This window comes from Dactylosporangium sp. CA-152071 (assembly GCF_050936335.1).
Classification (GTDB): Bacteria; Actinomycetota; Actinomycetes; order Mycobacteriales; family Micromonosporaceae; genus Dactylosporangium; species Dactylosporangium maewongense.
Map to the genome: position 1 here is coordinate 8,577,235 of NZ_JBNJMZ010000001.1, position 19,543 is coordinate 8,596,777.

Sequence of the window (19,543 nt, forward strand, 5' to 3'; positions counted from 1 at the left end):
CGCGCGCTAGAGCAGCTTCCGCAGCTTCAGCAGGTCGAACACGCCCGCGTCGATCTTGATGCGGCCGCTGGTCCAGGCCTGCATGACGTTGAGCTCACCGTTGACGAGGGCGACCAGGTCGTCGCTCGTCGCGGTGAGCTTGATCTTCGCGCGGGGGTCGTCGCCGTCGGTCAGGCCGGTGATCTGCCCGTCCTTCAGCTGTCCGTGAAACGCCACGTTCAGGTCCGTGACACGGCAGGCGAGGGAGCGGTCGAAGTCCAGCTTCTCGCGGGCCTCGGCGGCGTTCTCAGCGAGCTTCGCCCCGAGCTTCTGCAACGCGGCGCGGCATTCCTCGACCGTGGCCATGTTTCCCCCCGTTTCCGTGCATCTAAATGTCCAATGCGGACACTTGGATTGTGACCGTACCGTACGGCGTCACGGACCGCCCGGTAGCGTGAACAGCGGTACACCACTTGGAGGAGAGGCGCAACCATGGCTCAGGAAGCCTGGCGGGCATATCTGGAACTGGCCTACGGCATGACCGAGGCGACGACCAAGAAGGCGACCAAGACGGTCCGCAGGCTGGTCGGCAGGAGCGGCGCGACCGCGGAGCAGCTGCAGGTGATGGCGGAGGACCTGCTGAAGGCCGGCACGGCCAACCGTGAGGCGATGACCAAGCTCGTCCGGTACGAGCTGGACCGCGCCCTGGGCGCCGTCGGCCTCGCCACGGCGGAAGAGGTCTCGGCGCTGACGAACCGCGTGCACGAGCTGGAGGCGAAGCTGAAGGCGGCCGCCGTGAAGCCGGCACCCGCGGCGCCGGCCACCACCTCGCCGATCGAGCTGTCGCCGGTCGAGCCGGAGCCGGCGCTGCCGGTCGGTGCCGAGGCCGTCGAGCCGGAGGCCGCCGCACCGGCGGCGAAGAAGACGGTCGCGAAGCGGGTCGTCGCCAAGAAGACGGCCACCGCGCCGGCGAAGACCGCGCCGGCGAAGACGGCCCCGGCGCGCAGGACGGCGGCCACGAAGGCCGCTCCCACGCAGGCTGAGGCGCCGGCGGCGCCCGTCAAGGCGCCCGTCAAGAAGTCTGCCCCGGCGAAGAAGGCGGCGACGAAGGCCGCGGTCGAGAAGATCGCCGAAGCGTCGGATGTGGCGCCTGTGAAGAAGACCTCTCCCCGGAAGCGGGCGTCGTCCTCGTGAGCATCACTCCTGGTCCAGCCCCCGTTCCCGGTCCAGGCCCGATGCCGGGTCCGCCCGGTGCCGCGGCGCTCGGGCGGGTCGAGGCGGCGGTCGAGGCACTCAACGGGGTAGCGTCGCTGCCGTTGCAGCGTCAGGTCGCGGTGTACGCCGACGCCCACCGCACGCTGCAGGAGACGTTGGGCACGATCGAGGAACGGTGATGGCGCGGCGGACACGACTCGATGCCGAGCTGGTGCGCCGCGGCCTGGCCCGGTCGAGGGAGCAGGCGGCCGCGTTGATCGCCGAGGGGCGCGTCGAGGTGCGCGGCGTCGTGGCCGGCAAGGCGGCCGCCCAGGTCGACCCGGCCGACCCCGTCAACGTCCTCGCCTCGCCCGTCGGCGACGAGTACGTGTCGCGGGGCGGCCACAAGCTGGCCGGGGCGCTCACGGCGTTCGAGGCACTCCCGGTACAAGGGCGGCGGTGTCTTGACGCGGGAGCGTCCACCGGCGGCTTCACCGACGTGCTGCTGCGCCGGGGCGCGGCCTCCGTCGCGGCCGTGGACGTCGGATACGGTCAGATCGCCTGGTCCCTGCGCACTGACGAGCGGGTGACGGTGATCGAACGCACGAACGTGCGCACCCTCACACCGGACGTCATCGGCGGGCCCGTCGACCTGACCGTGGCCGACCTGTCGTTCATCTCGCTGCGGCTCGTCCTCGCCGCCCTCGCCGCCTGCACGTCGGCCGACGGGGATCTGGTACCGATGGTGAAACCGCAGTTCGAGGTCGGCAAGGAACGGGTCGGGGAGGGCGGCGTCGTGCGGGACCCGGCGCTGCGCGCGGAGGCGGTGCTGGACGTGGCCGCCGTCGCCGCGGAGCTCGGCCTCGGCGTCGCGGGGGTGACGGTCAGCCCGCTGCCCGGACCGTCCGGCAACGTCGAGTTCTTTCTCTGGCTGCGCCGCGACGCTCCCGCCGTGTCCCGTGCCGCGGTGTACGAGGCGGCCTCCGCCTCCCTGGAAGGATTGGTTCCGTGAGCGGTCCGGAGCGTAGCGGAGGGCTGCGAACCAGAGGCGCAGTGGTTTGGCTCAGGCTGGCGCCGGAGCGCAGCGGAGGCGGTGGCCTGAGCGGTCCGGAGCGTAGCGGAGGGCGGGCATGAGCGCCAGGGAGGCGCTGCTCGTCACCCACACGGGGAAACGCAGCAACAACGAGCACGCCCGGACGGTGGCCGCGGACCTGCTCGACAACGGGTTCACGGTCCGCGTCCTCGCCGAGGAGGCCGGCGAGCTCGACATCCCGCGCGCCGTCCCGGTCAGCGGCGAGGCCGCCGCGCAGGGCGTGGAGATCGTGTTCGCGCTCGGCGGCGACGGCACCCTGCTCCGCGCCGCCGAGCTGGCCCGGCCGGCGAAGGCGCCCCTGCTCGGCATCAACCTGGGCAAGGTCGGGTTCCTCGCCGAGGCCGAGATCGGTGACGTCGACAAGGCTGTCCGGGAGGTCGTCGAGCGGACGTACACCGTCGACGAACGCCTCACGATCGACGTCTTCGCCGAGCACGACGGGCGGCCGGTCGGCTCCTCGTGGGCGCTCAACGAGGTGACGGTCGAGAAGGGCGCGCGCGAGAAGATGCTGGAGCTGCTCGTCGAGGTCGACGGCCGGCCCCTGTCCCGCTACGGCTGCGACGGCGTGGTGTGCGCCACGCCGACGGGCTCGACGGCGTACGCGTTCTCCGCCGGCGGCCCGGTCGTGTGGCCGGAGCTGGAGGCGCTGCTGCTGGTGCCGATCAGCGCGCACGCCCTCTTCAGCCGGCCGCTCGTCATCGCGCCGACCTCGACGATCACCGTGAACGTCGAACCGTTCACCAGCTTCTCCCTGCTGTCCTGCGACGGCCGGCGGGTCATGGACCTCGCGCCGGGATCGACGGTCACCGTGCGGCGCGGCGCGCTCCCCGTCCGGGTGGTCCGGCTGCGTGAGCGACCGTTCACCGACCGCCTCGTGGCGAAGTTCGCCCTGCCGGTCGACGGTTGGAGACACAACAAACGGCACGGCTGAGTGGAGAAGTGTCGTACCCCGCGGCTAGTGTCTCTGCTTGTGCTGGAGGAACTCCGCATTACCGGACTCGGCGTTATCGAAGACGCCACACTGCCCCTTGGCCCGGGCCTGACCGTCATCACCGGCGAGACAGGCGCGGGAAAGACCATGGTCGTGACCAGCCTCGGCCTGCTGTTCGGCGGACGCGCCGACGCGGGCCGGGTCCGCGCCGACCCTGGCCGTGCCACCGTCGACGGCCGGCTCACGCTGCCCGTGCACCTGCGCGCGGCGGTCGAGAGCCGCATCGTCGACGCCGGCGCCGAGGTCGACGACGACGGCACCCTGCTGATGAGCCGCACCCTGACGGCCGAGGGCCGCTCGCGTGCGCACGTCGGCGGGCGCACCGTGCCCGTCGCGGTCCTCGGCGAGGTCGGCGAGCGCGTGTTCGCCCTGCACGGCCAGTCCGACCAGCTGCGCCTGCTGCGACCGTCCGAGCAGCGCGCCGCCCTGGACCGCTACGCGGGGGCTGAGCACGAGAAGCTGCTGGGGCGCTTCGCCGAGCTGTACACGCGCTGGCGCGCGGTCGAGGACGACCTCGCCGACCGCCGGGCCAACGCGAGGCAGCGCAGCCAGGAAGCGGACCTGCTCCGGCTCGGCCTCGACGAGATCAGCCGGGTCGACCCGCAGCCCGGCGAGGACGAGCTGCTGCGCGAGGAGGCCCAGCGGCTCGAGCACGTCGAGGGCCTGCGCAGCGCCGCCCAGCTCGCCCACGTCTCCCTGACCGGCACCGGCGACGGTGACGACGTCGTCGACGTGCTGAGCCTGCTGTCCACGGCCCGGCGCACCCTCGAGGCGCAGACCGGCGTCGACCGGGTCCTCGGCGAGCTCGCCGCCCGCCTCGACGAGGTCGCCACCCTCGCGGGTGACGTGACGACGGAGCTCGGCAGCTATCTCGCCTCCCTGGACGCCGACCCCGGACGCCTCCAGGAGGTCTACGAGCGCCGCGCGGCGCTGCGCGCTCTCACCCGCAAGTACGCGGAGGACGTCGACGGCGTCGTCGCCTGGGCCGACCGCGCCCGCACCAAGCTCGGCGAGCTCGACACGTCCGACGAGCTGCTCGAGGAGCTCGACCGGGAGCGCCGCCGGCTGCACGGTGAGGTCGCCGACCTCGCCGCGACCCTGTCCGCGGCCCGCCAGGAGGCGGCCGGCAGGTTCGCCGCCGACGTCACCGTCGAGCTGGCCGGCCTCGCCATGCCGCACGCCCGCATCCACATCGTCGTCGCCCCCAAGCCCGCCGGCGGCGGAGCGACCGTCCCCACCGCCGACGGCACCGAGGCCGGCGTCGGCCCCGACGGCGCCGACGACATCGAGCTGCGTCTCCTGCCGCACCCCGGCGCCCCCGCCCAGCCGCTGCAGAAGGGCGCCTCCGGCGGCGAGCTCTCCCGCGTCATGCTGGCCATCGAGGTCGTCTTCGCCGGCGTCGGCGGCCCGCCCACCCTGGTCTTCGACGAGGTCGACGCGGGCGTCGGCGGCACCGCGGCGGTCGAGATCGGCAAGCGCCTCGCCCGCCTCGCCCGCGACCACCAGGTCCTCGTCGTGACCCACCTGCCGCAGGTGGCCGCGTTCGCCGACCGGCACCTCGTCGTCGCCAAGGACACCGGCGGCGCCGTCACCACCAGCGGCGTCCGCGTCGTCGAGCACACCGACCGGGCTCGGGAGCTCGCCCGCATGCTGGCCGGCCTGCCCGACTCCGACCTGGGCATCGCACACGCGGAGGAGCTCCTGTCGGTCGCCGACCGCGAGAAGTCCAACCCCTGACCGCACCCTGACCCTGCCGTCACCGCCCGCCGGCCACCCAGCCCGCGGGCGGTGACGCTGCCCCACCGCTCGGCCTCCGGCCCGGCTCCGATCCGGAAGTCCGGTCGCAGCTCAGCGTCAGGCCGCCTCCCGTGATCCGGAAGACTTGTGGTCGCCCTGGCGACATTTTCTCTTCCGGATCATGTGGTTGGTGCCGGTGTCCGCCGGTCTGAGAAGTGCCCCGGGCGCCGCTGTCTGCGGGTGGTGAGGTTGTCCCTGGTTGTGGCTCGGTGGTCGGGCTGGTTTCCGTGATCCGGAAGAGTTGTGGTTGCTCTGGCGGCAAATTCTTTACCGGATCATGAGGGTTCGCCTGGCGATCGTTGGTTTGGCGGCGGGGTGTGGCTCGTGATCCTGTGTGGTTCGGTGGTCAGGGAGCCTGTTGTGAACTGGCGGCGGATGGGCGGCTGCGGATAGATATCGCGCGATCTGCCTACCAAACAGAGATCATTTTGGGGGTGGATCGCGCAGCGTCGATGGCGCAAAAGGTGCATAGGGGGGCATTGACCAATGTCTGTGCGCGGGGAGTCGGGAGTCGTCGGGATTGACGGGGAGGGGGGTCGGATGGGTGGGGTTCGGGTGGTGGAGGTTTGGCGGTACGCGATGAAGTCGGCGGGAGGGGAGCGGGTCGGCGCGGTTGAGGTCGGGGCTCACGGAATGGTCGGGGATCGGCGGTGGGCTTGCGTTGACCGGGACGGGGTGGTGGTCAGTGCGAAGCAGCCCCGGCTCTGGGGGCGGCTGTTGCAGGTCCGGGCCGCGGGGGGCCGGGTGTATCTGCCCGGCGGGGAGTCGGCGGTGCTGAACGAGGCAGCCGGTGGGCTGCTGTCGGCGTGGCTGGGGCGGGCGGTGACGGTGACCGATGTGGTGCCCGAGGGGGCGGTGCTTCGGCGGTACTGGCCGCAGGAGCGGGACATGATCCCGTCCTGGGCGGCGGCCGGCGGGGCGACGGGCGGCACCGAGGTGCTCAGCGGGATCGGCAGCGGGAGGTTTCACGACTTCGGGGCGGTGCACGCCGTGACGACGGGGGCGCTGCGCCGGCTCGCGGAGGTGCACGGTTCGGTGGTCGACCATCGGCGGTTCCGGCCGAACCTGGTGCTGGACCTGCCGGAGGACCCCGCGCCAGGAGAAGCGGTGACGATCGGGGGCGTGCGGCTGCGGGTACAGCTGCCGACGCCGCGATGCGTGGTGCCCGCGATCGATCCGGAGGCGCCGGGGAGCCTGGACCGCGGGGTGTTGCGGACCCTGGCGGGGCACTACAGGACGGCGGTCGGGAAGCTCGGCACGGCGGCGTGTTTCGGCTGGTACGCGACGGTGGAGCAGACGGGACGTATCGAAACCGACGGGTGATGGTCGTCCGCGCGACGGTCGATGTTCGGCGCGTCAGGGGACAGTCGGGCGATGCGGGACCTCGTTGAGTCGTTCGCGGCGACGCCGTGGGTGGTGCTGGTCGTGTTCGTGGTGGCCGCGCTGGACGCCGTGGTGCCGTTGTCGCCGAGCGAGTCGACGCTGATCGCGGTCGCGGTGCTGTCCGCGCAGACGGGGCGGCCGGCGATCTGGCTGGTCATCGTCGCGGCGGCGGCCGGTGCGTTCGTGGGGGACGTGGTGTCGTTCCGGATCGGGGTCAGGGCGGGGGCGGGGGTGCTGCGGCGGCTGCGGACGAAGCGTCGCGGGCTGCAGGTGTACGGATGGGCGCACCGCACCCTGACCGAGCGGGGCGGCCAGGTGCTCGTGTTCGCCAGATATCTGCCGGGTGGCCGGTCCGCGTCGGCCCTCGCCGCCGGGGTGGTCGGCTACCCGGCGGGGCGGTTCCAGGCGTGGACGGCCGTCGGGGTGAGCGTGTGGGCCGCGATGGCCGGCTCCATCGGGTACATGTCCGGGCGGTTCCTCGACGGGCGGCCCTGGCAGGCGCTGCTGCTCGCCTACGCCGGCGCGGCGGCGCTCCTGCTCGTCGCGGAGGCGCTGCGGCGGGCCACCCCACCGGCCGCGACCGGCCAGGGCGCCGATGAGCGGGACGCCGGGCATCGGGACGGGGACGCGGGCGGCGAGGGCCTAGGGGAGGCCGACGAGCAGGTTGACCCGGGTGCCGCGCGGGGCGACGGTGAGCGGCAGGGTCGACTGCTCCAGGACGATCATGGTGCCGCTGGGGCCGACCTCGCGGATCACACCCAGCTCGAGGCCGGCGGCCCGCAGCTCGGTGGCGGCGTCGGTGGGTGACTTTCCGGTGAGGTTGGGGACCAGGGTGAGGCTGATCGACGAGAGGTTCACTGCGGCTCCTTCCGATGCTTCACGGACTAGAGGAGCCCAGAGGGGTCGTGAATACGCGGAAAATGTGTCGCCTGGCTGACAGTCGGGAAGAGTGATGGGCATCACCCCACGCGCGAAAGGCCCCCTTCCACCTGGTAGTGGACATGTCGCGCGCGGCTTTTGTCAGAGGTCCATGCCAGGATGGTTGAGATGCGACTTCCAACCTTGCGCCGCACCCGGCCCGCCGAGCCGGGTGTCATCGGTGGCGTCGTGCGGCTGGATCGGCGGACCAAACGCTTGGTGGGCCGGCTGCGCCCCGGTGAGATCGCGGTCATCGACCACGTCGACCTCGACCGTGTCGCCGCCGACTCGCTCGTCGCGGCAGGGGTCGCGGCGGTGCTCAACGCGAAGCCGTCGGTGTCGGGCCGCTATCCCAACCTGGGCCCAGAGGGGCTGATCAAGGCCGGGATCCCGCTCGTCGACGACCTCGGCGAGGAGCTGTTCGAGCGGCTGCGGGAGGGCGAGACCGTCCGCATCGACGGCGACACCGTGTATGTCGGTGAGGACGCGGTCGCGAAGGGGCAGCGGCAGGACGCGGAGACGGTCGCGCTGTCGATGGCCGACGCCCGCGAGGGCCTGTCGGTGCAGCTGGAGGCGTTCGCCGCCAACACGATGGAGTATCTGAAGCAGGAGCGCGCGCTGCTGCTCGACGGCGTCGGCGTGCCCGAGATCCAGACGGAGATCGCCGGGCGGCACTGCCTGATCGTGGTCCGCGGCTATGACTACAAGGCCGACATCGACGTGCTGCGGCCGTACATCCGCGAATACAAGCCCGTGCTGATCGGGGTCGACGGCGGCGCCGACGCGCTCGTCGAGGCCGGCTACACGCCGGACATGATCATCGGGGACATGGACTCGGTCTCCGACGACGTGCTGCGCTGCGGCGCCGAGGTGGTCGTGCACGCCTACCCCGACGGGCGGGCGCCCGGGCTGGCGCGCGTGCAGCGGCTGGGTGTGGAGGCGATCACGTTCCCGGCGGCGGCGACGAGCGAGGACATCGCCATGCTGCTCGCCGACGAGAAGGGCGCCTCGCTGCTCGTGGCGGTCGGCACCCACAACACCCTGATCGAGTTCCTCGACAAGGGTCGCGGTGGCATGGCCTCCACCTTCCTCACCCGGCTGAAGCTCGGTGGCAAACTGGTCGACGCCAAGGGCGTCAGCAGGCTCTACCGGCAGAGCCTGTCGGGCTCGTCGCTGATCCTGCTGCTGGCCTCGGCGATCGCCGCGATGGCGGCGGCGCTCGCGGTCACCACGATCGGCCGGGCGTATCTGAGCGTCATCGCCGAGTGGTGGGACAACCTGATCTTCACGCTGTTCTCCTAGCGCCGCTCGACCGGGCGCTGCTTCTTTCTGGACGGGACCGTTTCCTGTGATCAACTTCCGGTACCACGTGGTGTCGCTGGCCGCCGTGTTCCTGGCGCTCGCCATCGGCCTCGTCGTCGGGACCGCGGCGGCGAACGGGCCGCTCGCCGACCAGCTCAACGACCAGGTGAACAAGATCACCGACGAGAAGCAGCAGCTGCGCGACGATCTGGACCAGTCCCGGGCGGAGCTGAAGAAGAACGCGGACTTCGCGACCGAGGTCGCCCCGATGCTGCTCAACGGCAAGCTGCCCGGGCGCAACGTGCTGCTGGTCAAGATCGAGGGCAGTGACAAGGACGTCGACACCGCCGCCGACGGGATCGGCAACATGCTGCACACCGCCGGCGCCAAGGTCACCGGCACCGTCACGATCAAGGAGAAGTTCACCGCCGCGTCCAGCGACTACAACCTGCTCGACCTCGCCGAGACCTCGGCGCCGCCGGCGATCAGCGGCGCGCTGCCCAACAACGGCAAGGGTCAGGAGACGTCGGCCGCGCTGCTCGCCGCGGTCCTCGTCGCCGACAAGCCCGGCGCGCCGCAGATCGACGGCACCCGGAGGGTCCTGTCGGCGTACGAGGCGGGCGGCTGGATCAGTCTCGACGGCGACCTGAAGACCTCGGCGGACGCGGTCATCGTCATCTCCGGCGCGCCCGCCAGCGGCAAGGACGCGAAGGAGCGCAACGCGGTCGCGCTCACCGTCGTGAGCCGCTTCGCCCTCGCGCTGTCCAACGACATGGTGGTCGCCGGCCTGTCCGCCAACGGCCTGGTGTCCGCGGTCCGCGACGACGCGTCGATCGCCAAGAGCGTGTCGACGGTCGACAACGCCGTCACCGCCTACGGCCAGGTCGCCGCGGTGCTCGCCCTCGTCGAGCGGATCGGCGGCAAGACCGGCCACTACGGCATCGGCAGCGGCGCCAACAGCCTGCTGCCCAAGACCGCGGGTGTGGTCAGTGGTTCGTAAGCTGCTCGCCGCCGCCGCGGGGGCGGCCGCCGCCAGGGCCGCGCTGCGTGAGCTGCGTGGCCTTCCGGCCCTCGACCGCACCAACTTCCGCGGCCGCACCGTCTCCCTCGCCGGTGGCCCGGCCCTCGCCCTCGGCGCCGCCGCGGGCGCGGTCCTCGGCGCCGCCGGCCGCAGCACCCCGGGACGCGGCGCCGGAGACGACACCAACCGCGCGACCGGCCGCGACACGGGACGCGCGACCGGCCGCGGGGCCGGGGGCGCTGCCACACGCACCACCCGCCACGGAGCCGGAAGCGGCGAGACCGGCCGCGGCGCGGGCAGCGACACCAGCGGCGCCGTGGAGCGTGGCCTGAAGCTGGGGGAGCCGGCCGAGGTGCGGTCCTCCGGGCGCGGTGCGACATCCCCTCGGCAGCGCCGGGGCGCCGGAGCGCCGCTGACCGGGCGCGGACCGGCCGTCATGGGCGCCGCGGCGGTCGCCGGGCTCGGCGCGGGCGCGGTCGGGCTCTACGACGACCTCGTCGGCGGGCGGCCCGAGCACTCGGCCAAGGGGTTCCGTGGCCACCTCGGGGCGTTGAAGGAAGGCCGGGTGACCAGCGGCCTGGTGAAGATCGCCGGGGTCGGCGCGGCGGGACTGGTGGCGGCGGCGCTGCTGCCCCGGCGGCGGGCCGTCGACGTGCTGCTCGGCGCGGGCGTCATCGCCGGCACGGCGAACCTGTTCAACCTGCTCGACCTGCGCCCCGGGCGGGCGATCAAGGCCGGCATGCTGGTCGGCGCGCCGCTCGCGGCCGGCAAGGGCGGCGGCGTCGCGGCCGGGGCGCTCGGGGCCGCCGGGGCGCTGATCGCCGACGACCTCGGCGAGGAGATCATGCTCGGCGACGCCGGGGCCAACGCACTCGGCGCCGTGCTCGGCACCGCGTACGTGGCCCGCACCAGCACGTTCGGCCGGCTCGCCGCGCTCGCGGGGCTGGTCGCGCTGACGGCGGCGAGCGAGAAGGTCAGCTTCACGCAGGTCATCGAGAGGACCCCGGCGCTGCGCGCGCTCGACCACCTCGGCCGGCTGAAGCCCACCGTCCTGCCCGCCATGGCCACCCCACCCGCCGCGCCCGACGTCGAGGAGCCCGAGGGGGGCGAAGGGGCCGAGGAAGCCGCCCGGATGGCCGTACCGGAGAAGCAGCAGAAGCCGAAGCCTTCGCCGAGACCGCGTCGCGACGGGTGACGGGGAAGCGGCTGGTCGGAGCCGCGGCGTTGGTCGCGGGTCTCACCATGCTGAGCCGGATTGCCGGATTTGCGCGCATTCTGGTGTTCAACTGGTCCGTCGGGCCGACGTACCTCGGCAACGCGTACACCGCGGCGAACACCATCCCGAACATCATCTTCGAGCTCGTCGCCGGCGGTGCCCTCGCCAGTCTCGTGGTGCCGCTGCTCGCGGGGTCGGTGGCCCGCCAGGACCGGCAGGCGGTGGCCCGGACCGTGTCGGCGCTGCTCGGCTGGGTGCTGCTGCTGCTCGTGCCGATGTCGGTCCTCGTCGCGCTCCTCGCCCGGCCGCTCGTCGGGCTGCTGATGCCCGGGCAGCCGGCCGGGGCCGTCGACGCCGGGACGGACATGCTGCGGGTGTTCGCGCCGCAGCTGCCGCTGTACGGGATCGGCATCGTGCTGACGGGCACCCTGCAGACCTACCGGCGGTTCGCGTGGCCGGTCATCGCGCCGCTGCTGTCCAGCGTGACGGTGATGACGGTGTACGTGACGTTCGGGCGGCTCGCCGGGCGCGGCGCGGATCTCGGCCAGGTGGACACCGGCGACCTGTGGCTGCTGTCCGGCGGCACCACCCTCGCGGTCGCGGTCCTGACGCTCAGCCTGCTCGTCCCGCTGCGCCGGCTCGATCTGAGGCTCCGCCCGACGCTGCGGTTCGACGTCGGCGAGGTGCGCACCCTGAAGCCGCTCGTCGTCGCCGGGATCGTCACCGTCGGCAGCCAGCAGCTGGTGCTCGGGCTCGCGATCGCGCTCAGCGGCTACGCCGGCAAGGGCGCCGTCGTCGTCTACAGCCTCGCCCAGACGATCTACCTGCTGCCGTGGGCGGTGCTCGCCGTGCCGGTGGCGACGACCGCGTACCCGGGGCTGGCGGAGGCCGGCGAGGCGAAGGACCGGCGCGGGTTCGCGGAGGCGCTCGCGCCGGCCCTGCGGACCGTGGTCGTCGTCACGTTCCTCGGCGCGGCCGCGCTGGTCGTGCTCGCCGAGCCGGTCGCGGTCGTGCTCGCCGAGCTGTCGTCGAAGCCGCCGGACATCGGCCAGCTCGCCGGCGGCATCACCTGGTTCGCCCCCGGGCTGGTCGGCTACGGGCTGTTTGCGCTGCTGTCGAGGGCCCTGTACGCGGGTGGGAACGCGTACCCCGCCGCCTGGGCGACCGGCGTCGGCTGGGCCGTCGTCGCCGCCACCGCCGTGCCGCTCGCGGTGGCGCTGCCGCTCGACCGGCGCGTCGCCGCCCTCGCGGCGGCCAACTCGATCGGCATGCTCGTGCTCGCGGCCGCGCTCTGGCTGGCCGTCCGCGCCCGGGCCGGCGCCGGAGCGGTCGCGGGCGCCGGCCGCACGACCGCCGCCGCAGCCACGTCGGCGGCCGCCGCCACGACCGTGGCATTGATGTTCAGAAATGCCGTCTGGGGTGGCGAGACCCCAGGTGTGCCCGCCGCCGTCGCACAGGGCATGCTGTGCGGAGTCGCGGTGGCGGTGGTGTTCCTCGCCGGGGTGGCGGTCATGGACCGGCGGACCCTGCAGCGACTCAGACACAGAAGGGGCTGAGGGTGGGAGCCGCCCGCATCGCGTTGGTCCTGGCGTCGAGCACCGGTGGCGTCGGGCGGCACGTCGGCATGCTCGTCGACGGGCTCGCCGGGCGCGGCGCCGACGTCAGCGTGCACGGCCCGGCCGCCACCGACGAGCAGTTCGGGTTCGCCCGGCGCGGCGCGCGGTTCGTGCCCGTCGAGATCCCCGCCAGCCCCCAGCCGGGCGACGTCCTCGCCGTCCGGGCGCTGCGCCGGGCGCTGAAGAACGTCGACGTCATCCACGCGCACGGGCTGCGCGCCGGGTTCGTCGCCGCGCTCGCCAGGCCCGCCGGCACCCCGCTCGTCGTCACCTGGCACAACCTCGTCCTCGCCCGCGGCCTCCGGGCGAGGCTCTACGGCCCCCTCGAGCGGCGGGTCGCCCGCAGCGCCGACGTCGGCCTCGGCGTCTCCACCGACCTCGTCGAGCGGATCCGGGAGCTCGGCGGCCGCGACGTCCGGCTCGCGCTCGTGCCCGCGCCCGTCCTGCCGCCGCCCGCCCGCACCCGCGACGAGGTCCGCGAGGAGCTCGGCGTCGAGGAGGGCCGGCCGCTCGTCCTCGCCGTCGGCCGCCTGCACCCGCAGAAGGGGTTCGAGAACCTGGTCGCCGCGCGCTGGTCGGAGCCGCAGCCGTACGTGGCGATCGCCGGCAGCGGCCCGTCCTACATGACGCTCGCGCAGCGGATCTCCGCCGAGCACGCGCCCGTGCACCTGCTCGGCTACCGCGAGGACGTCCCGGACCTGCTCGCCGCCGCCGACCTGGTCGTGGTCACCAGCGTGTGGGAGGGGCAGCCGCTGTTCGTCCAGGAGACCCTCGCCGCCGGTGTACCGCTGCTCGCGACCTCCGTCGGCGGCATCCCGGAGGTCGTCGGCGACGGCGCCCGGCTGGTCGAGCCGCACGACGTCGAAGGCTTCACCGCCGCCGCCGAGGCGCTGCTCGCCGACCCGCAGGAGCTGGCGGCGCTCGGCAAGCGCGGCCAGGCCCGCGCCGCCACCTGGCCGACCGAGCGCGACACCCTGGACCAGGTCGAGGCGGTGTACGCACAGGTACGCGCCAGCGGGGACCGTTGATGCGGCACCGGCTGCACCGTTTCACCCCGGCGCTGCTGTCGCTGCTCGTCGGGTTCGTCGCGCTGCTCGCCCTCATCCCGCGGCCCGCCGCCGAGGCCGTCCCGCCGTCCGCCGACTACGTGATCATCGTCGGGGTCGCCGGGCTGCGCTGGGACGACGTCAACCCGACCGACACCCCCACCATGTGGCAGCTGGCCGAGAACGGCGCCATCGGCGCGCTGTCCGTGCGCTCCGCGCGGCGGGTCACCTGCGCCGGCGACGGCTGGCTCACGCTCGGCGCCGGCAACTACGCCACGTTCACCACCGGCCCCATCACGTCCACGTGCCCGCCGCTGCAGGTGTCGATCTCCGCCGACCAGACCAGGACCGGCGCGTCGCTGCCCGACCTCGGCGGGGTCGTCGCCAAGAACCGCGCCCTGCACTGGGGTGCCCAGCCGGGCGCGCTCGCCGAAGGCGTCCGCTGCACCACCGCCGTCGGCCCGGGCGCCGCCGTCGCCGCCGCCAGGCCGTACGGGCGGGTCGACCGCTACGCCGACGCCGTCGACGAGAACCTCCTGTCCGCGTGCGCGCTGTCCATCGTCGACCTCGGCCAGATCGCCGGCACCGACGCCGCCTCCCGCGCCTCCGACGCCCGCCGCGCCGACGCCGGGCTCGCCGCCGTCATCGCCAACCGCCCCGACCGTGCCGTCGTCGTGCTCGCCGGCCTCTCCGACCTCGACGCCAGCAGCCGCCTGCACGTCGCGATCGCGCAGGGCCCCGGCTACACCGGCGGCTGGCTCACCTCGCCGTCCACCTCCCGGCCCGGGTACGTGCAGGTCGTCGACCTCGCCCCGACCGCCCTCTCGGCGCTGGACCGGCCGATCCCCGGCAAGCTCTTCGCCGGCGGCGCCGCCACCAGGAGCGACGGCCGGCCCGCGTCCGTCGAGCAGGCCGTCGAACGCCTCGCCGACGCCGACCGTGAAGCCAGCGTCCAGCAGCGGGTCGGCTCCAACTTCTTCCTGCTCCTCGTCATCGCCGAGCTGGCCCTGTTCCTGCTCGTCGTGCCGCTGCTGCGGTGGGCCCGCCGGCCGGCCGGGCCGGTCGCCCACCCGCCCGCCCCGCGGGTCGTCGTGCGCGCCGCCGAGGTGTTGCTCATCGCCGCGTCGCTCGCCGTGCCCGCCGCGCTCGTCGCCGACCTGCTGCCCTGGTGGCGGTGGTCGTCGCCCGGCCTCGGGTTCGGCGGCGTGACCCTCGCCGCGCTCGCCGTCGCCACCGCCGTCATCGCGCTCACCTCCTCGCGCAGCCGCGCCAACGCCCCGCTCGGCGGGGTCGCCGCCGTCGGCGCGCTCGCCGTCGCCCTCGACGTGCTCACCGGGGCGCGGCTGCAGCTCAACGGCGTCGCCGGCTACTCCGCCGCGGCCGGCGGGCGCTACGCGGGCGTCGGCGTCATCGGCCTCGGGCTGCTCGTCACCGGCGTGCTGCTCGGCGGCGCCAGCCTCGCGCAGCGCTTCGAGCGGCGGTGGCGGCCGTTCGTCATGGCCGTCGTCGGCGGGGCCGGGCTGGTCGTCATCGGCAGCCCGTACCTCGGCGCCGACGCCTCGGGAGCGGTCGCGCTGACCGCCGGGGTGTGTGCGGCCGCCGCCCTCGCCGTCGGCGGCTGGCTCACGATGACCCGCCTGGTCTGGGCGGCCGTCGCCGCGCTCACCGTCACCGCCGGCATCGGCGTCCTCGACCTCTTCCGCCCCGAGGCGCAGCGCAGCAGCGTCGGGCGGCTCCTCCTGCGCACCCAGGACGGCACCGTCGGTTACATCGCCCGGCGCATCGGCGAGGCCAACGTGGTGACAACCGTCACCAGCCCGCTCACCATCCTCGTCATCGGCACCGTTCTCTATGTGACGTTCGTGCTGCTGCGCGACTGGGGCGGGTTCCGCCGGCTGCTCGGCGTGTTCCCGCCGGTCCGGGGCGCTCTGGCCGGGTTGGTGCTGGCCAGCCTGCTCGCCGGGGTCATCGAAGGGGTGTCGCTCAACGTCCTCGGGGCCGCCCTCGCCACCGCCGCGCCATTGACCGTCCTCGCGTGCCTGCGCGTCCTCGACCACGCCGACGACCGCACCCGATGATTTTCCCGCAGGCTGGGCGGCCCGGAGTGTCCGAAGCGGCCCCGTTCACCTGCTGTTAGGCTGAACTCCCGTGGATCGCTCTTCGACACGGACCGGTGCGAGCCGGCAGGCTAAGCACATCTTCGTCACCGGGGGCGTCGCCTCCTCACTCGGCAAGGGTCTGACCGGCTCCAGCCTCGGCAGTCTCCTCAGCGCCCGCGGTCTGCGGGTCGTCATGCAGAAGCTGGACCCCTACCTCAACGTCGACCCCGGCACCATGAACCCGTTCCAGCACGGTGAGGTGTTCGTCACCGAGGACGGCGCCGAGACCGACCTCGACATCGGTCACTACGAGCGGTTCCTGGACCAGGACCTGTCCCGCAACGCCAACGTCACGACCGGCCAGATCTACTCGGCGGTCATCGCCAAGGAGCGGCGCGGCGAGTACCTCGGCGACACCGTCCAGGTCATCCCGCACGTCACCAACGAGATCAAGGCCCGCATCCGGGCGATGTCGGCGCCCGACGCCGACGGCGTCGCCCCCGACGTCGTCATCACCGAGGTCGGCGGCACCGTCGGCGACATCGAGTCGCTGCCGTTCCTCGAGGCGATCCGCCAGGTCCGCCACGACATCGGCCGCGACAACTGCTTCTTCCTGCACGTGTCGCTGGTGCCGTACCTCGCGCCGAGCGGCGAGCTGAAGACCAAGCCGACCCAGCACTCCGTCGCCGCGCTGCGCAGCATCGGCATCCAGCCCGACGCGCTCGTCTGCCGCTCCGACCGGCAGATCCCGGAGAAGACGAAGAACAAGCTCGCCCTGTACTGCGACGTCGACGCCGAGGCGGTCGTGTCCGCGCCCGACGCGCCGAGCATCTACGACATCCCCCGGGTGCTGCACGAGGAGGGCCTCGACGCGTACGTCGTGCGCCGCCTCGGCCTGTCCTTCCGCGACGTGGCGTGGAAGAAGTGGGACGACCTCCTCGAGCGGGTCCACCACCCGCGGCAGACCGTCACCGTCGCGATCGTCGGCAAGTACGTCGACCTGCCCGACGCGTACCTGTCGGTCACCGAGGCCGTCCGCGCCGCCGGCTTCGCGCACCGCGCCCGGGTCGAGATCCGCTGGGTGCCCAGCGACACCTGCACCACCCCGGCCGGTGCCGCCCAGGCCCTCGCCGGCGTCGACGGCGTCGTCATCCCCGGCGGCTTCGGCGTCCGCGGCATCGAGGGCAAGATCGGCGCCGCGCAGTACACCCGCGAGCACGGCATCCCGACCCTCGGCCTGTGCCTCGGCCTGCAGTGCATGACGATCGAGGTCCTGCGCAATGTCGGCGGCATCGCCGGCGCCAACTCCGTCGAGTTCGACGGCGACGCCGCCGACCCGGTCATCTCGACCATGGCGGACCAGGCGGACATCGTCGCCGGCAAGGGCGACCTGGGCGGCACGATGCGCCTCGGCGCCTACCCGGCGGTCCTCACCCCCGGCACGCTCACCGCCGACGCGTACAGCGCGTCCGAGGTGTCGGAGCGGCACCGCCACCGGTACGAGGTGAACAACGCCTACCGCGACGCCATGACCTCCGCCGGGCTGCGCATCTCCGGCACGTCGCCGGACGGCCGGCTGGTCGAGTTCGTCGAGCTGGACCGGGAGCGGCACCCGTTCTTCGTCGCCACCCAGGCCCACCCGGAGCTCAAGAGCCGCCCGACCCGCGCGCACCCGCTGTTCGCCGCGTTCGTCGGCGCGGCGGTCGCCTACAACGCCGCCGACCGCCTTCCCGTCGAGCTGGAAACGGTCGACGCATGACCTATGAGGTGCTGTCGCACACGGAGCGGCTGCGCAACAAGGTCTTCGCGATCTTCACCGACGACGTCGTCATGCCCGGCGGCGGGACCGCCCTGCGCGACTACATGGTGCACGTCGGCGCCGTCGGGGTCGTCGCCGTGGACACCGCCGGGCGGGTGGCGCTGGTCCGCCAGTACCGGCCGGCGGTCCGGCAGGTCCTGTGGGAGCTGCCGGCGGGCCTCGTCGACGTGGAGGGCGAGCCGCTGGTCGACGCGGCGGCCCGGGAGCTCGCCGAGGAGGTCGACCTCGCCGCCGCGACGTGGGACCTCCTCGCCGAGGTGCACCCGTCACCCGGCTGCTCCAACGAGAAGATCCGGCTGTTCCTGGCCCGGGACATCTCGCCGGTACCGGAGACCTCCCGCCACATCCGTACCCACGAGGAGGCGGAGCTGGAGCTGCACTGGGTCGACCTCGACACGGCGGTGGGGATGGCCCTGAGCGGCGAGGTCACCAACGCCGCCTGCATGGTGGGCATCCTCGGCGCCGCCCACGCCCGCGACCGCGGCTGGAAGCCGCTGCGCCCGGCCTCGACCGCCACCTGACCCGCTTCTCATGATCCGGAAGAGTTTTCGTCGCCCTGGCGACCAGAAGTCTTCCGGATCATGGGGACGGGCCGTCAGTGCTTCAGGAGGGCGATCGCCAGGGTCAGCAGGGCACCGGCGGAGGAGACCGTGCGGACCGTGTTCCAGCGGTTCCACGAGGCCTCGAAGGCGGCCCGTGCCGAGGTGGGGTCGGTCAGGCCGGCCGCGTCCAGCTGGTCGTTGAGCGGCACGTTGACCGCCGCCGTGACGATGAAGACCACGGCGTACAGCAGGGTGGCCGCGATCAGCCAGGGCAGCATCGGGCGGTGCGGGCCGCCGAGATGGAGCAGCACGGCGGCGATCGCGGCGAGCAGGGCACCGACGTAGGCGGTCAGGAACCAGCCGTTGAGGATCGCGGTGTTGATCTTCTGCATGACCTCGACGAACGTGCGGTCCTCGACGCGGCCGAGGGCGAGCATGACCGACGTGGAGTAGGCGAAGAAGACGCCCGCGGACAGGCCGACGAGCAGGGTGGCGGTGGCGAGGACGACGCTGCGCAACTGTTCCATGCGGATCAGTCAATCCGGTGCACCCGCAGACGCGCCATGGCCGAGCATCGCCGATGCATGTGTCATCGTCTACGGTGTGGACGCGTTGACGGCACTGCTCGACGGGCCGAGGGCCCGCGGGGCGTTCCTGCTGCGGTCGGTGCTGACGCCGCCGTGGTCGCTGCGGGTCCGGGACGAGGCGCCCCTCGCCCTGGTCGCGATGGTGCGCGGCGAGGCCACGTACATCCCCGACGACGGAACTCCGCGGACGATCGGGCCGGGGGACGTGATGGTCATCCGCGGGCCGGGGCACTACACCGTCGCCGACCCGCCCGGCACCGACCCGCAGATCGTCATCCACCCGGGGCAGCGGTGCACCACCCCCGACGGCCGGGACCTCGCCGACGTCATGCACCTGGGGGTGCGCACCTGGGGTACCGACGCCGACGGCCCGACGCTCGTCATCACCGGCGCCTACGAGCTGGCCGGCGAGGTCGGCCGGCGGCTGCTCGGCGCTCTGCCGGACGCCATCGTGGTGCGCGAGGAGGGGCCGCTCGTCGAGCTGCTGGCGCAGGAGATCGCCAAGGACCGGGCCGGGCAGGAGGCGGTCCTGGACCGGCTGCTGGACCTGATGCTCATCTCGGCGCTGCGCGGCTGGCTGGACCGGGCCGGGGAGGGCGCGCCGGGGTGGTACCGGGCGCAGGCCGACCCGGTCGTCGGGCCCGCCCTGACGCTGCTGCACCACAACCCGGCGCACCCTTGGACCGTCGCGGTCCTCGCGGAGAAGGTGGGCGTGTCGCGGGCGCTGCTCGCGCGGCGGTTCACGGAGGTCGTGGGGGAGCCGCCGATGGCGTACCTGACCGGGTGGCGCCTGGCGCTCGCCGCCGACCTTCTCCTGGAGCCCGGCGCGACCCTCGGCGCCGTGGCGAGGAGGGTGGGCTACGGGGGTGCTTTCGCGTTGAGCGCCGCGTTCAAGCGTGTCCGCGGCGTGAGCCCGCAGCAGCATCGTGGACAATCTTGA

Annotated in this window: 18 protein-coding genes and 2 pseudogenes; 17 read left to right on the forward strand and 3 right to left on the reverse strand. The window is 73.4% G+C overall.

The window, feature by feature from the left end:
- Nucleotides 1–6: 6 nt before the first annotated feature.
- On the reverse strand, nt 7–345 hold the full coding sequence (locus ACQEVZ_RS38770) for an SCP2 sterol-binding domain-containing protein (protein WP_360574158.1): 339 nt from the start codon (nt 343–345) through the stop codon (nt 7–9).
- A gap of 126 nt (nt 346–471) precedes the next feature.
- Here ACQEVZ_RS38770 and ACQEVZ_RS38775 point away from each other — a divergent pair, with 126 nt between their 5' ends.
- The 7 genes from ACQEVZ_RS38775 (at nt 472) to ACQEVZ_RS38805 (ending at nt 7,244) form a co-directional block, all read left to right on the forward strand.
- Nucleotides 472–1,173 (forward strand): phasin family protein, encoded by a 702-nt coding sequence (locus ACQEVZ_RS38775; RefSeq protein WP_433375902.1) that lies wholly within the window; start codon nt 472–474, stop codon nt 1,171–1,173.
- 41 nt (nt 1,174–1,214) lie between these two features.
- On the forward strand, nt 1,215–1,373 hold the full coding sequence (locus tag ACQEVZ_RS38780) for a hypothetical protein (RefSeq protein WP_344513310.1): 159 nt from the start codon (nt 1,215–1,217) through the stop codon (nt 1,371–1,373).
- A complete protein-coding gene (locus tag ACQEVZ_RS38785) occupies nt 1,373–2,185 on the forward strand; it encodes a TlyA family RNA methyltransferase (protein ID WP_344513308.1) in 813 nt (270 codons plus the stop codon). Before ACQEVZ_RS38780 ends, ACQEVZ_RS38785 begins: the two co-directional genes overlap by 1 nt.
- A 118-nt stretch (nt 2,186–2,303) precedes the next feature.
- Entirely contained in the window at nt 2,304–3,197 is an 894-nt protein-coding gene (locus ACQEVZ_RS38790; protein WP_433375906.1) for an NAD kinase, read from the forward strand.
- Nucleotides 3,198–3,236: 39 nt separating this feature from the next.
- Entirely contained in the window at nt 3,237–4,994 is a 1,758-nt protein-coding gene (gene recN, locus ACQEVZ_RS38795) for a DNA repair protein RecN (protein ID WP_433377229.1), read from the forward strand.
- 600 nt (nt 4,995–5,594) lie between these two features.
- On the forward strand, nt 5,595–6,377 hold the full coding sequence (locus tag ACQEVZ_RS38800; RefSeq protein ID WP_433375909.1) for an MOSC domain-containing protein: 783 nt from the start codon (nt 5,595–5,597) through the stop codon (nt 6,375–6,377).
- Between the two features lie 51 nt (nt 6,378–6,428).
- Nucleotides 6,429–7,244, forward strand: a complete 816-nt coding sequence (locus ACQEVZ_RS38805) for a DedA family protein (RefSeq protein ID WP_433375912.1) — start codon at nt 6,429–6,431, stop codon at nt 7,242–7,244.
- Here the strand turns inward: ACQEVZ_RS38805 and ACQEVZ_RS38810 are convergent.
- A pseudogene (locus tag ACQEVZ_RS38810) lies at nt 7,149–7,397 on the reverse strand (PASTA domain-containing protein); the annotation flags it as partial. The gene ACQEVZ_RS38805 and the pseudogene ACQEVZ_RS38810 sit on opposite strands and share 96 nt — an antisense overlap.
- A gap of 87 nt (nt 7,398–7,484) precedes the next feature.
- Between ACQEVZ_RS38810 and steA the strand changes: the two are divergent.
- From steA to ACQEVZ_RS38855, 9 genes and pseudogenes are all read left to right on the forward strand, one after another.
- Nucleotides 7,485–8,657 (forward strand): putative cytokinetic ring protein SteA, encoded by a 1,173-nt coding sequence (steA, locus tag ACQEVZ_RS38815; protein ID WP_389327304.1) that lies wholly within the window; start codon nt 7,485–7,487, stop codon nt 8,655–8,657.
- A 46-nt stretch (nt 8,658–8,703) separates the two neighbouring features.
- Nucleotides 8,704–9,657: a copper transporter gene (locus tag ACQEVZ_RS38820; protein ID WP_344513299.1), complete on the forward strand. Its 954-nt coding sequence runs from the start codon at nt 8,704–8,706 to the stop codon at nt 9,655–9,657.
- Nucleotides 9,647–9,853: pseudogene (locus tag ACQEVZ_RS38825) on the forward strand (hypothetical protein); the annotation flags it as partial. The gene ACQEVZ_RS38820 and the pseudogene ACQEVZ_RS38825, both read left to right, overlap by 11 nt.
- Nucleotides 9,854–9,994: 141 nt before the next feature.
- Nucleotides 9,995–10,873, forward strand: coding sequence for a hypothetical protein (locus ACQEVZ_RS38830; RefSeq protein ID WP_433377232.1), 879 nt, complete (start codon nt 9,995–9,997; stop codon nt 10,871–10,873).
- 47 nt (nt 10,874–10,920) lie between these two features.
- On the forward strand, nt 10,921–12,450 hold the full coding sequence (murJ, locus tag ACQEVZ_RS38835; protein ID WP_433375916.1) for a murein biosynthesis integral membrane protein MurJ: 1,530 nt from the start codon (nt 10,921–10,923) through the stop codon (nt 12,448–12,450).
- 2 nt (nt 12,451–12,452) lie between these two features.
- Nucleotides 12,453–13,538, forward strand: a complete 1,086-nt coding sequence (locus ACQEVZ_RS38840; protein WP_433375919.1) for a glycosyltransferase family 4 protein — start codon at nt 12,453–12,455, stop codon at nt 13,536–13,538.
- On the forward strand, nt 13,538–15,634 hold the full coding sequence (locus tag ACQEVZ_RS38845; protein ID WP_433375922.1) for a hypothetical protein: 2,097 nt from the start codon (nt 13,538–13,540) through the stop codon (nt 15,632–15,634). The genes ACQEVZ_RS38840 and ACQEVZ_RS38845 overlap by 1 nt, the downstream gene beginning before the upstream one ends.
- 70 nt (nt 15,635–15,704) lie before the next feature.
- Nucleotides 15,705–17,414, forward strand: coding sequence for a CTP synthase (locus ACQEVZ_RS38850; protein WP_433375925.1), 1,710 nt, complete (start codon nt 15,705–15,707; stop codon nt 17,412–17,414).
- The gene (locus ACQEVZ_RS38855; protein ID WP_433375928.1) at nt 17,411–17,995 is read left to right on the forward strand and encodes an NUDIX domain-containing protein; all 585 of its coding nucleotides are present in this window, start codon (nt 17,411–17,413) and stop codon (nt 17,993–17,995) included. The genes ACQEVZ_RS38850 and ACQEVZ_RS38855 overlap by 4 nt, the downstream gene beginning before the upstream one ends.
- Before the next feature lie 74 nt (nt 17,996–18,069).
- Here the strand turns inward: ACQEVZ_RS38855 and ACQEVZ_RS38860 are convergent, their stop codons facing one another.
- Nucleotides 18,070–18,543 carry a DUF1772 domain-containing protein gene (locus tag ACQEVZ_RS38860; protein ID WP_344513289.1) on the reverse strand — a complete coding sequence of 158 codons (474 nt, stop codon included), beginning with the start codon at nt 18,541–18,543 and terminating at the stop codon, nt 18,070–18,072.
- A 76-nt stretch (nt 18,544–18,619) separates the two neighbouring features.
- Between ACQEVZ_RS38860 and ACQEVZ_RS38865 the strand changes: the two genes are divergently transcribed.
- A complete protein-coding gene (locus tag ACQEVZ_RS38865; protein WP_344513287.1) occupies nt 18,620–19,543 on the forward strand; it encodes an AraC family transcriptional regulator in 924 nt (307 codons plus the stop codon).